Here is a 12,906-nt window from a genome sequence, read left to right as displayed (position 1 = left end):
TCCGGACACGTGGAGCAGAAGCTACAGAGGTGTGTCACGGGGCTCCGGCACCCGCAAATTTTCGGCCCTCCCCTGCTCTGTCCGCTCAACGAATCCAGCCGAGGGTGCGGGCCAGATCCTCGTCGATGACGCGGACCCAATCCGGCTGCCGAGGCACGACGGCGGCGAGCACCTTCTCGCCATTGCGCACGGGAGCGCGGCCCGGACGAGCCCGGGCCCGAACCGAGTGCTTCACGTCCTGGCGGAAGTAGCTGGCGGGGAAGACCACCTCGCGGCGAGTCTCCGGCAGCGGCCCATCCGGCGTGAGCCACACCAGCGCGCCCAGGCGCAGCGGCTCCAGCTCCGCGCGGATGGTGCGGCGCAGTTCGCGCACGAGCAGCACCACGGCCACCAGCGCACCCAGCCCCAAGCCCCAGGGCAGCAGGTTGATGGCGCCGGAGTGCTCACGGACGAAGCGGGCCTCGCGCGGACGATCCGGCTGAGCCGGATCCACCAAGAGCTTGATCCGGGCCCCGCGCCCGAGCCCCTCGGCATACTCGGCGGAGGTGCGCACGCCATTGACGGTGTGCTGCACGCCATCGACGTTGTAGAGCACCTCGAGCGTGGCCTCGGCATCCACCCGCTTCTCCACGGGAGGCAGCCGGAGATCCGACACCACGCCGTCCACCTCCTGCGCGCGAATCAGGAAGACGCGCTCCTTCACGAAGAAGCGCCCCACCACGCCGGCCACGGCGCCAACGAACGCCATGATGAGGAGCCCCAGGGCGAGCGTCCGCAGCAACCGCCCCACCGCGCCGGGCACCTGGGAGAAGCGAACGCGCCGAGGCGCATGGGGAATGGCGAACTGCACGGGAGCAGCCTCCTGGGTTCGCCTCCCTTTTACTTCAACTCCTCATCGATTCACCCGGCGCCGTCTCCGCCATCAAACGCCGAGGAGCGCCAGATCGAGGCGGCCGCCCTCGACGGGAGGGCACCAGTAGTAGCCGCCGCTCACGGGCCGCGAGAACGTAAAGAGTCCGTCCACGGTCCCATCCTCGAGCCCCGCCATCCTGCGCATCATGATCTCGAAGCGGTCGAGCGACTCAACCTGGGCGATGAACTCGAGCCCCTCCTGCGTGGCCGTCGCCCACGGCATCGAGCGGCGGACCATGAAGGCCGGGGGCTCGAAGCTCTCCTGCGCCGTGCGCTTGACGTGAGCCGACTCCGGCGCCTCTTCGATCTCATCATTCGAGTCGGCACGCCGGCCGATCAGCATCTCACGACGCTCCTGGCTGAAGTGACGGAAGCGCGCGAGATCATGCACCCACCGCTGCACGACCAGAAAGCTCGAGCCGCGCAGGTGCTCGCCCTTGGAGACGAGCGCCGATTGCACCGCGAGCTCCCCCGTGGGGTTCTCCGTCCCGTCCTCGAAGCGCGTGAGATCTCTGCCCTCTCGATAGGTGAACGTGTCGACCGAGTCGACGAGCAGGAACGCTTCGCCAAGCAGCTCGCGAATGTGCTGGGTCTGATCGAACACGACGCCGCGATCGGAGCCGCGCAGCAGGAAGCAGAGCGCCTCCTGCGTGGACGGGACGCTGCAAGCGGGACCGGACATGGCCGGGGACGTGCGCAGCCCGGGGATCTTCTTCCCGAGCGCGAGCACCACCGGCTCGCCGATGCCGATGACACCGCAATCGAGCGACAGGCCCTCACGGAGCCGCCGGAGCGCGCCGAGCACGTCTGATTCCGGCGCGATGCGGAACGTGAGCGTGCGGCCGACCTGCGGGCGATCGGCCAGGACTGAAGGCTGTGCATTCTCAATCATGGGCGCGCGCTTATCGCAGAGCGCACCGCGCGTCGACGTGCATGCACTGTGAAGTCGCCTTACTTCAACTCCTTCTGAAGCCGAGCCAACAGGTTGAGGGCCTCCAGCGGCGAGGTGGTGTCCAGCGAAGTCGTGCGCAACGCCTCCAGCACCTTCGCGTACGCGGGAGGCACGGCCGCCTGGGCCTGCGCAGCCCCAGCGGCCTCTCCTCCAAAGAGCCCGAGCTGCCCGGCCGCCACCCGAGCCCCGCGCCGGACCGCGACGCGAGGCCGCCCCGCCTCATCCAGCTCGCCGGACTCCAGGTTCTGGAGGATGTCGCGCGCCCGGGCCACCACCTCCTGCGGGAGCCCCGCCAACCGGGCCACTTCAATGCCATAGGAGCGATTCGCCCCGCCCGGCACCAGCTTGCGCAAAAAGAGCACCTTGCCGCCCTGCTCCTTCACGGCGATGCACAGGTTCCTTACCCGAGCCTTCTCGCGCGCCAGATCCACCAGCTCGTGGTAGTGCGTGGCGAACAGCGTGCGCGCGCCCACCTTGTCGTGGATGTGCTCGGCCACCGCCCAGGCGATGGAGAGCCCATCGAAGGTGGAGGTCCCGCGGCCAATCTCATCCAGGATGACGAGGCTGCGGCGGGTGGCGTGGTGGAGGATGTGGCTCGTCTCGGTCATCTCCACCATGAAGGTGGACTGGCCGCGCGCCAGGTTGTCCGCGGCGCCCACGCGGGTGAAGATCCGATCGCACAAGCCAATGTGCGCCGCCTTGGCCGGGACGAAGCAGCCTGCCTGCGCCATCAGCACCGTGAGCGCCACCTGCCGCATCACCGTGCTCTTGCCGGCCATGTTGGGACCGGTGATGACGAGGATCTGCGCGTCCCCCGAGTCCATCAGGATGTCATTGGGGACAAAGGACTCGCTGGCCCCGAGCACCCGCTCGACCACGGGGTGCCGCCCGGCGGTGATGGAGACCCGCTCCGAGTCATCCACCACCGGCCGCGTGTACCCGTACTCGGCGGAGCACCGGGAGAAGGACAGCAGCGCGTCACAGGTGGCCACGGCCTCGGCGGCCGAGCGGATGCGCGGCGCGGCGGTGACCACCTGGGCCCGCAGCTCCTCGAAGAGGCGGAACTCCAGCGCGCACCGGCGCTCCTCGGCGGTGAGGACCTTCTCCTCATACTCCTTGAGCTCGGGGGTGATGAAGCGCTCGGCGCCCACCGTGGTCTGCTTGCGGATGTAGTCCTTGGGCACCAGGTGCTTGTTGCTGTTCGTCACCTCGATGAAGTACCCGAAGACCTTGTTGTAGCGGACCTTCAGCGAGCCGATCTTCGTCCGCTCGCGCTCGCGCGTCTCGAGCTTCAGCAGGTAGTCCTTGCCCGAGGTGGACAGCGCCACCAGCTCATCCAGCTCCGCGTGGAAGCCCTGGCGGAAGAGGCCGCCCTCCTTGAGCGTCACCGGGGGCTCGTCCACCACGGCCCGAAGCAGCAGCTCCGCCAGCTCCGGCAGGGCGCTCAGCGGCCCGGCCAGCGCCTGGAGCAGCGGAGCCGAGCACCGCGAGAGCGCCGCGGCCAGCCGGGGTAACTGCGCGAGCGACAGGCCCAGGGCGCACAGATCCCGCGCGTTGCCAGCGCCCAGCGAGAGCCGTCCGCACAGCCGCTCGAGATCCGCCACGTCCTTCAGAAGCGTGGTCAGCTCCTCGCGCCACACGCTGCGCTGGGACAGCTCCTCCACCGCGTCCAGGCGGGCGTGGATCTCCGGCAGGGCACACAGGGGCGCGGCGAGCCACCGGGCCAGCTTCCGGCCGCCCATGCTGGTCGCGGTGCGGTCCAACACCCCGAGCAGGCTGCCCTTGCGAGCCCCATCCCGGAGCGTCTTGAGGACCTCCAGGTTGGCCCGCGAGGACTCGTCCATGAGCAGGTGCCCGGAGCGCTCCAGGCGGCTGAGCCGATCCACGTGGGCGGCGTTCGTCTTCTGGGTGTCCTTCAGGTAGCGCAGGGCCGCGCCCGCCGCGCCGGTGGCCAGAGGTGCCTCCGCCAACCCAAAAGCCTCCAGCGAAGCCACGGAGAAGTGCCCGCGAAGGTACACAGCCGCGCGAGCCGGCTCGAAGGCGGCCTTCTCCAGCTCCGTCACCGAGGGCTCCCGCGGCAGCCGCAAGGAGATGAAAGCCACCTCCGGGGCCCCGCGCTGGCCCTCGGGCACGAGCAGCTCGCGGGGATCCACCCGGGCCAGCGCCTCCACCAGCTCCTGGGCGCTGGGCACCTCCACGGTGAAGAACTCGCCCGTCGAGGCCTCGAGCAGCGCCGCCCCGAACCCCTTCTCGCCCCAGTGCACGGCGGCCAGGAAGTTGCTGGCCCGAGGCTCGAGCACCTCCTCATCCAGCACCATGCCGGGGGTGATGATGCGCGTCACCTCGCGCTTGACGATGCCGGGCCCGGTGCCGGACTCCTCCATCTGGTCGCAGATGGCCACCTTCAGCCCCTGCTCGATCAGCCGGGCGATGTAGCGGCGCGCCGAGTGGTACGGCACCCCGCACATGGGCACCTTCTCGCTGCCCTTGGCTCGCGCGGTGAGGGTGATCTGGAGCAGCTCCGAGGCGCGCTCCGCGTCCTCGAAGAACATCTCGTAGAAGTCGCCCAGCCGGAAGAAGAGGATCGCCTCCGGGTGGAGCGCCTTTACCTCCAGGTACTGGCGCATCATGGGCGTCAGCGAGGCAATCTCGCGAGCCCCCGCCGGCCCGGTCCCGCTCTCCATACCTTCCAGGTTGGATTCTGGAGCGGCCTCCATGCCTGCTCCCTTGGCTGTCTTCACCTGCGTCACGCCCATGACTTGCCTTCTCTCACGCCCACCGTCCTGGATCAACGCGCTCTCGCGTCCTACCCCCTACGTCACCTGCATCTCACCTCTAACACCGTCTGGGGGCACCCTCCGTCCTTTTCCGCCGAAAAGGGTTCACGCCCGGCGCTCCAGAGAGCAACCTACCATCCACGTATGGAAACCCGCCGGCCGCCTCCGCCCGTCCCCGTGCTGTTCAAGGTCGCGCTCGCGCCGCTGCAGGCCTTCTTCCGGCTGGAAGCCAGCAGCGGCATCCTGCTGGCGCTGTGCGCCGTGGTGTCCATCGCGTGGGCCAACTCACCATGGGCCGCCAGCTACACGGGGCTGTTCGACGCGCCGCTTTCGGTGGAACTGGCCGGAGGGCGAGGCGCCTTCACCTTCCGGGAGTTCATCAACGACGGGCTGATGACGCTCTTCTTCTTCCTGGTGGGCATGGAGATCAAGCGCGAGCTGTCCGCGGGAGAGCTGCGCACGCTGGCCCAGGCCCTGCTGCCGCTGATCGCGGCGCTGGGAGGCATGCTGGTGCCGGCGGGCCTCTACATGATCTTCAACGCGGGCACCCCGGCGGCGGGAGGCTGGGCCATCCCCATGGCCACGGACATCGCCTTCTCCATCGGGTGCCTCACGCTGGTGCGGGCGCGGGTGCCGCACGCGCTGGTGGTGTTCCTCACGGCGCTGGCCATCTTCGATGACATCGGCGGCATCATCGTGATCGCCCTCTTCTACGGCACGGGGCTGCACACGGAGTGGCTGCTGGTGGCGGGCGGCGTGGCGGTGGCGCTGGCGCTGTGCAACCGCTTCTACGTGCGCAGCGGCATGGTCTACGCGCTGCTCGGAGCGGCGCTCTGGTACGCCATGCACCACGGGGGGATCCACGCCACGCTGTCGGGAGTGGTGCTGGGCATGTTCATGCCGGCGAGGCCCCTGCGCCGGGGCCGCGAGGTGCTCAACGAGCTATCGGCCTACATCTCGCGCATCGTCGAGGAACCCGAGGACGAGGCGGTGCGTGGCGCGCAGCTCCTGCACATCGAGGAGCAGCTCGAGGACATCGAGCCGCCGCTCAACCGCTTCGTGCACCTGTGGCACGGCTGGGTGGCGTACGGGATCGTGCCGCTGTTCGCGCTGGCCAACTCGGGCATCTCGCTGGAGGGCATGTCGCTGGCGGACCTGGCGAAGCCGCTGCCCATGGGCATCATGGCGGGGCTGTTCCTCGGCAAGCAGGTGGGCATCTTCCTATTCACGTGGGTGGCGGTGAAGATCGGGGTGGCGCCCGTGCCGGGGGACGCGCCTGCCTCGCAGCTCCACGGGGTGGCCGTGGTGGGAGGCATTGGCTTCACGGTGGCGCTCTTCGTGGCGACGCTGGCCTTCCCGGGACAGGCGCTGCTGCTGGCCCAGGCCAAGCTGGGAATCCTCCTGGGCTCGCTGGCGTCAGCCGTGGCGGGCTACCTGCTGCTGCGCTTCGGCCCGGCGCCCAAGATGGCTCCCGCCGTGTGAACTGGCATCGCCGCGCATGATCGCGGGATGAACATTGGAGCCCGCAGCGAGTCTGACCGTTTGCGGGAGTGCTGGGCCCGTGGGAAGGTGCACGGCGCGTGATCCTCCAGGACCTCAACCGTGTCCGTCAGATCGCCGTCATCGCGGCCCGGCATGGCTTTGCCGATCTCACCGAGCGGGCCGGGCTGTGGCGGATGCTCGGCCGCAAGGAGAAGGTGGAGGTCTCTCCGGAGTCGCAGCGAGCCTCCACGGCCCGGCGCTTCCGGATGCTGCTGAACGATCTGGGACCCACATTCGTGAAGCTGGGGCAGATCCTCTCCACTCGCGCGGACCTGCTGCCGGCCGAGTTCGTCGACGAGCTGTCGATGCTGCAGGACCAGGTGGAGCCCATCCCACTGGAGCAGGTGCACGCGCAGATCCGCGAGTCGCTGGGCCAGGACGTGCAGGATCTGTTCGCGACCATCGATCCGGCGCCCCTGGCGGCGGCGTCGATCGCGCAGGTGCACCGGGCGGTGACGAAGGAGGGGGAAGAGGTGGTGGTGAAGGTGCAGCGGCCGGGGATCTCGGACCGGATCGACTCGGATCTGACGGTGCTGCGCTCGCTGGCGCGGCTGCTGGAGGCGGTGATCGAGGAGACAGGCGTGTACACGCCCACGGGGATCGTGGACGAGTTCGACAAGGCCATCCACGAGGAGCTGGACTTCGTGAACGAGGCCTCGAACATCCGGGCGTTCCTGGCGACCCACGAGGACCGGCCCTATCTCAAGATTCCCCGGGTGTACGACGAGCTGTCGAGCCGCAAGGTGCTGACGCTGGAGTTCATCCGAGGAGTGAAGATCAGCCAGGCGAAGCTATCCGACGAGGATCGGAAGCTGCTGGCGACGAACATCATCGAGGGGAGCTTCCGGCAGCTCTTCGACGACGGGTTGTTCCACGGAGATCCGCACCCAGGGAACATCCTGCTGATGGAGGGCAACCGGCTGGCGCTGCTGGACTTCGGGGTGGTGGGTCGGCTGACGAAGCAGATGCAGGAGACGCTGGTGATGCTGTGCCTGGCGGTGGCGCTGAAGGACAGCGACTCGGTGGCGCGCATCCTCTACCGGGTGGGAGTGCCGGACGCCCGAGCGAACCTGGTGGGGTTCCGCAACGACATCGAGAACATCCTGGGCCAGCACCTGCCGACGACGCTGGGCCAGGTGGACGCGCGGACGCTGCTGAGGGACCTGCTGGATCTGGCGGTGAAGTACCGGATCCGGATTCCGAAGGAGTACGCGCTGCTGAGCCGGGCGTCGGTGTCGACGGAGGGGATGCTGCGCAGCCTGTACCCGGAGATGAACATCCTGGAGGTGGTCCTGCCGTACGCGAAGGAGTTGCTGGCGGGCCGGTACGATCCGAGCCAGCTCCAGGGCGGGCTGATGCGGACGCTGCTGCGCTTCCAGTCGCTGGCGACGGACCTGCCCACGCAGCTGTCGCAGATCCTGTTGGATCTCGAGTCCGGGAAGTTCACGGTGACGGTGCGAGCCGATCAGTTCGACAAGCTGAACGACAACCTGCGCACGGTGGCGATCATCGCATTCCTGGGGCTGTGCGCGTGCGGGTTCATCGTGGGCGCGTTCATGTCGTTCGCGCAGAAGCCCTGGATGTACGGGAACGTGCCGGTGCTGGGCATTCTTGGAATCGCGGTGGCGGCGGCGTTCGCGGGCGGGGTGTTCACCTGGTACCTGTTCGGCAGCCGGTTCCGGAAGGTGAGCGTGAGCCGCTGGCTCAAGAAGCGGCGTTAGGATTTAGAGCCAGAGGCATGCCGAAGGGCTCGTGGAGGGGTGTCATGCTGCGCAAGCTGGATGAGAACCTTTGGGTGGCCGAGCAGCCTCTGAATTACATGGGGCTGGCGGTTGGGACTCGCATGACCGTCATCCGGCTCGCGGACGGTGGTCTCTGGCTGCACTCCCCGATCCGCCCCACCCCGCCGCTGCGTGAGGCCGTCGAGGCGCTCGGGCCCGTGCGCTTCCTCGTGGCTCCCAACAAGTACCACCACCTGTTCATCGGTGATGGGGAGGTCGTCTTCTTCCACCGCGCCAGCCGCACGCTCGTGCTCACGGACAGCGCCCACAACGTGGGGCCCGATGCCGCACCCCTCACTCGCTTCGTCTTCAAGGTGTTTGGCGGTTACGGCCGACTGAGTGCCTGGGTGGTCGATCGCCTGATCAACCGGGATCGCGCCGCCGCCCGCCGCACCGTGGACACCATCCTCCAGTGGGACATCCAGCGTGTCATCCTCGCCCACGGGCACATCGTGGAGCGCGACGGCGCTCAGGCCTTCCGCGAGGCCTATTCCTGGCTGTGAGCCCCTCCCTCCGAGGGCGTCACAGCCCCAGGAGCACCACTCCATTGGGAACGGTTGATCCCATGACTCCCGATGGAGGCAGTACCCATGTCAAAGACGCTGCAGTCGGTCCTGATCTTCCTGGTCTCACTCGTGGTGCCGCCTCTGGTGCTGATGGTGATCAGTCTGGCGAGCGGTGGAGCGCTTGCTCCCGCTGTCGCGCTGATCATCGGCGCCGTGTTCGGCCTCGGCTATGGCCTGGAGGCCAGCCTCCTGTGCAGCTATGAGCTGTCCACCGGCCAAGGCTGGTTGGAGCTCCTCGTGGATCTCACCTGGAGCCTCCCCAACACCGTGTTTGGCTTCATCATCGGCAACATCGTCTATGTCTGGTTCGGCAGCCCCTCACGCACCGACTCCGATGGCCAGGGATGGATCGTCTTCTCGCCTCGCCCCGGTAGCTCGTTCGGCCGCAAGGTCCTGCAGACGCTCGGCACGGTGAACATTGGCGGCGCCGGACAGCACGAGAAGATGCACCTGCTCCAGGCCCGGATCTTCGGCCCCCTCTACCTGCCCTTCGTCGGGGCCTCCTACGTCGTCACCTTCATCCTGCAGGTGCTGTGGACGGTCACCCTTGGCGCGATCCTGAAGCTGCTCGGAGTGCGGCAGAAGGCACACCTTGAGCCGCCTGCTCGCTCGGCCGTCGGCGGCTTCTTCGGCTGGATCTATTACGCCACGCCTATCGAGCTCTGGGCCTACGCCTCCGGCAATCCCTGAGCCCAACAGAAAAGGCGGAGCCTCGCAGGAGCGCTCCGCCTCGCCCTGCCCGATTGGCTCACAGCCAGCCGGGCATTCGCTTTACTTAGCGCCAGCCCTCGAGCACCAGCTTGCCCACCATCGTCCCGGACTCCACCTTCGCGTGCGCCGCACGGAGCTTCTCCGCCGAGATGGGCGAGAGCTTCTCCGTCAGCGTCGTCTTCACGCGGCCCGCGTCGACCCACTCGGCCACCTGCTTGAGGATCCGGTGCTGCTCGTCCATGTCCGGCGTCTGGAACATGGGCCGGGTGAACATCAGCTCCCACGAGAAGCTCACGCTCTTGCGCATCAGCGCCCCGAGCTTCACCGGCTCCTCCGCCTCGACGATCGACACGATCCGCCCGAAGGGCTTGATCACCGTCACCATCGTGTCCCAGTAGGCCACCGTGTTCACCGTGTTGAAGATGTAGTCCACCTCCGAGCTCCCCAGCTCCTTCAGCTGCTTGGGGATGTCCTCGCGGTGGTTGATCACGTGGTCCGCCCCCATCGTGCGGCACCACTGCTGCGACTCGGGACGCGAGGATGTGGCAATGACTCGCAGCCCCGCCAGCTTCGCCAGCTGGATGGCGATGGAGCCCACGCCCCCCGCTCCGTTGATGACCAGCAGCGTCCGCCCCGCGTGCCGCCCTCCCACGTCGATCGCGAGCCGATCGAACAGGGCCTCGTGCGCGGTGAGCGCCGTCAGTGGCAGCGCCGCCGCCTGCGCGAAGTCCAGCGAGCGAGGCTTGGGCCCGGCAATCCGCTCGTCCACCACGTGCAGCTCGCTGTCACAGCCCGGGCGCGTGAGGCTCCCCGCGTAGAAGACGGCATCCCCTACCTTGAAGGACTTCACCTCCGGCCCCGTGGCCTCCACCACTCCCGCCGCGTCCCAGCCGAGCACTCGCGGCGAGGCCTCCGTCTTGTCCTTCGGCGCCCGGACCTTCACGTCCACCGGGTTCACCGACACCGCGTGGACCCGCACGAGCAGCTCCCTCCCCTCGGGCTTCGGATCCGGAAGCTCCACATCCAGGAAGGACTCGGGGTTGGCAACGGGCAGGTACCGCTTCAGGGCAACGGCCTTCATCACTCTGGCTCCTCGCGTGAAAGACTGCTGGCATCCCCACCAGGCCGGCGAACCTATGGCGCCTCTGCGTCCCGCCACAATGCCCACGGCGCAGGCAGGTGTTGGTTGGGAGGGCTGAACCGTCACTTTGTCAATGTGACGGCAGATCACCCTCACACCTGCAAGAACTCACAGGGGAAGGGCTGTTTTTTACCTCATGACTGGAAGGTCATCGCCAGACTGGAGCGGCCTTGCACCGGGTCAACACCTGACGCACGACGCTGGCATCTGGCGTTTCCCTGCTTATCCCCCAGTTGCCATAATCAGGCAGGAGCACCCTGTCGGGGAGCCTTCATGCTTCAGCGGTGGACTCAGGTGGGCGGGCAGAACGAGGAGGAGGAGCGCCTGCGAGCGCTCCGCCGCTATGGGCTCCTCAATGAAGAGCCCGATCCCGAGTGCGACGCCATCGTCCGGCTCGCCGCGGAGCTCTGTGAGGTCCCCATCGCGATCTTCGCTCTGGTGGATCGGGAGCGCCTGCACTTCAAGGCCGAGGTGGGGCTCTCTCGAGGGCTCCAGGCCGCGCGCACGGACTCCTTCTGCGGCCGCGTCATCGAGCAGGACGGGCTCTTCCTCGTCGAGGACACGCAAGCCGACCCTCGCTTCCGCGACAACCCTCGCATCCGCGGCGAGATGCCCATCCGGTTCTTCGCCGGCACGCCCCTGCGGACCGAGGAGGGCCTCCGGATTGGCGTGCTCTGCATCATCGATCACGTCCCCCGTGGCCTGAGCCCGCTGCAGCTCCGCACCCTGGAGCACCTGGGCAGGCAGCTCGAGACACAGTTCCGTCTGCGCCTCCAACTGCTGGAGGCCCAGGAGCGCAACGCCGAGCTGGAGGAGAACCGCTCGCGCCTGTGCGCGCTCAACGCGAGCCTCCAGGACGAGATCCAGGAGCGCCACCGCGTCGAGCGGGATCTCCGCGCCCAGGGCGAGGTGCTGAGCCGTGTCCTCGACCATATTCCCCACTCGGTGTTCTGGAAGGACCGCGAGGGCGTCTTCCTGGGCTGCAACGACGCGTTCGCGCACCAGCTGGGCCGCGCCTCACCGCGGGACATCATCGGCCGCACGGACCATGACTTCGGCCTTCCGCCCGAGCAGCTCGAAGCCTACCGCCAGGATGATCTGGAGGTGATGGACAGCGGCCTCCCGAAGCTGAACATCGAGGAGCCCTTCCGAGGCTCCCAGGGCGCGGAGCGCTGGCTGCTGACGAGCAAGGTGCCCCTGCGAGACTCGGAGGGGAAGGTGTGGTCCGTGCTGGGCATCTTCGCGGACATCACCGAGCGCCGTCATGAGGAGGCCGAGCTCCACCAGGCCCTGAGCAAGGTCAAGGTCTACGCCGCGCGCCTGGAGGCGCTCGTCTACGAGGCCCGCGCGCGCACCCGCCGGCTCATGGAGGCCTCGCTCGACTCCGTCTTCGTGCTGGATGCCGAGGGCCGCGTGCTCGAGGCCAACACGGTCGCCCAGCGGCTGCTGGGCCTCGACAGCCAGCAGCTCCTGGAACGCCCCTTCGAGCTGCTCGCCCCCGAGCCGGCCCGGCCCGCGCTGCGCGGCGCGCTGGGCGAGCTGCGCACCCGGGGGACGATGCACCTGGATGATCAAGAGCTGACGACGGGCTCGGGCAGCCGGCGGGCGGTGCAGCTGCTCGGCTCCATCCAGGATGAGGGCGAGGCCTTGCGGCTGCTCATCGTCGCGCACGATCTCACCGAGCGGCGGCGCCTGGAGCAGCAGAGCATCCAGAACGACCGCATGGCGGCCATGGGCGTGCTGGCGGCGGGCATCGCCCACGAGATCAACAACCCCACCGCCTATGTGATCTCCAACCTCGACTTCCTGCGGCAGTGGTGGGACGAGCTGGAGACGTACCTGAAGCCGCAACCCTCGCTCCCAGCCTCGCTGCAGCAGGGTCTCGCCGAGGCCCGCCAGCTCCTGGCGGACTGCATCGACGGGTGCGCGCGCATCCAGGACATCGTCCGCGGCATGCGGCACCTGTCGCACCAAGGCCAGCCCGAGGAGCAGGCGCTCGTGGATCTGCACGCCGTCCTGGAGTCGGTGCTGAGCATCGCCCAGGGCGAGCTGAAGCACACCGCGCGGCTGGAGAAGGGCTTTGCCCCCAACCTGCCCCTGGTGCTCGGCAGCGAGGGGCGGCTCGGCCAGGTGTTCCTCAACCTGATCGTCAACGCCATCCAGGCCATGCGGCCCGGCTCGCCTCGCGACAACCTGCTGCGCATCCGCACCCGGGCGGACGAGCGGCAGGTGCGCATCGACGTCGAGGACACCGGCCACGGCATCCCCAAAGAGGCCCTGCCCCACATCTTCGATCCCTTCTTCACCACCAAGCCCGCCGGCGTGGGCACCGGCCTGGGCCTGTCCATCAGCTACGCCATCATCCAGAAGATGGGCGGAGAGATGCGGGTGGAGAGCCAGGTGGGCCAGGGCACCACCTTCTCCCTGCTGCTGCCCATCCACGACGCGGACGTGCGCTAGCCCGCCCGGCAGCCCCCCCGGTTTCCGGGTTCCTCTTGCGCGCCGGGGGCGAGGGGGCTAAATG

9 protein-coding genes are annotated in these 12,906 nt (G+C 68.3%); 5 read left to right on the top strand and 4 right to left on the bottom strand.

Annotation, left to right across the window (positions count from 1 at the left end; genetic code table 11):
- Nucleotides 1–85 precede the first annotated feature (85 nt).
- The 3 genes from ACJ8AT_RS25805 to mutS form a co-directional block, all read right to left on the bottom strand.
- Nucleotides 86–850 carry a DUF3592 domain-containing protein gene (locus ACJ8AT_RS25805; RefSeq protein WP_407740517.1) on the bottom strand — a complete coding sequence of 255 codons (765 nt, stop codon included), beginning with the start codon at nucleotides 848–850 and terminating at the stop codon, nucleotides 86–88.
- Between the two features lie 72 nt (nucleotides 851–922).
- Nucleotides 923–1,804: a Dyp-type peroxidase gene (locus tag ACJ8AT_RS25800; RefSeq protein ID WP_407740516.1), complete on the bottom strand. Its 882-nt coding sequence runs from the start codon at nucleotides 1,802–1,804 to the stop codon at nucleotides 923–925.
- A gap of 59 nt (nucleotides 1,805–1,863) precedes the next feature.
- Nucleotides 1,864–4,620: a DNA mismatch repair protein MutS gene (gene mutS / locus ACJ8AT_RS25795; protein ID WP_407740515.1), complete on the bottom strand. Its 2,757-nt coding sequence runs from the start codon at nucleotides 4,618–4,620 to the stop codon at nucleotides 1,864–1,866.
- Nucleotides 4,621–4,785: 165 nt separating this feature from the next.
- Here mutS and nhaA point away from each other — a divergent pair, with 165 nt between their 5' ends.
- From nhaA to ACJ8AT_RS25775, 4 genes are all read left to right on the top strand, one after another.
- Entirely contained in the window at nucleotides 4,786–6,123 is a 1,338-nt protein-coding gene (nhaA, locus tag ACJ8AT_RS25790; protein WP_407740514.1) for a Na+/H+ antiporter NhaA, read from the top strand.
- 98 nt (nucleotides 6,124–6,221) lie between these two features.
- The gene (locus tag ACJ8AT_RS25785; protein WP_407740513.1) at nucleotides 6,222–7,904 is read left to right on the top strand and encodes an ABC1 kinase family protein; all 1,683 of its coding nucleotides are present in this window, start codon (nucleotides 6,222–6,224) and stop codon (nucleotides 7,902–7,904) included.
- A gap of 44 nt (nucleotides 7,905–7,948) precedes the next feature.
- Entirely contained in the window at nucleotides 7,949–8,467 is a 519-nt protein-coding gene (locus ACJ8AT_RS25780) for a DUF4336 domain-containing protein (RefSeq protein WP_407740512.1), read from the top strand.
- Between the two features lie 87 nt (nucleotides 8,468–8,554).
- Nucleotides 8,555–9,220 (top strand): hypothetical protein, encoded by a 666-nt coding sequence (locus ACJ8AT_RS25775; RefSeq protein WP_407740511.1) that lies wholly within the window; start codon nucleotides 8,555–8,557, stop codon nucleotides 9,218–9,220.
- A gap of 85 nt (nucleotides 9,221–9,305) precedes the next feature.
- Here the strand turns inward: ACJ8AT_RS25775 and ACJ8AT_RS25770 are convergent, their stop codons facing one another.
- Nucleotides 9,306–10,322: a zinc-binding alcohol dehydrogenase family protein gene (locus tag ACJ8AT_RS25770; protein WP_407740510.1), complete on the bottom strand. Its 1,017-nt coding sequence runs from the start codon at nucleotides 10,320–10,322 to the stop codon at nucleotides 9,306–9,308.
- 333 nt (nucleotides 10,323–10,655) lie between these two features.
- Here ACJ8AT_RS25770 and ACJ8AT_RS25765 point away from each other — a divergent pair, with 333 nt between their 5' ends.
- A complete protein-coding gene (locus ACJ8AT_RS25765; protein ID WP_407740509.1) occupies nucleotides 10,656–12,842 on the top strand; it encodes a PAS domain-containing protein in 2,187 nt (728 codons plus the stop codon).
- The last annotated feature ends 64 nt before the right edge of the window (nucleotides 12,843–12,906 follow it).

It is taken from the genome of Hyalangium sp. (assembly GCF_045802625.1).
GTDB lineage: Bacteria > Myxococcota > Myxococcia > Myxococcales > Myxococcaceae > Hyalangium.
Note: the sequence above shows the minus strand (reverse complement) of the source record. Positions and strands in the feature narration are given on the sequence as shown.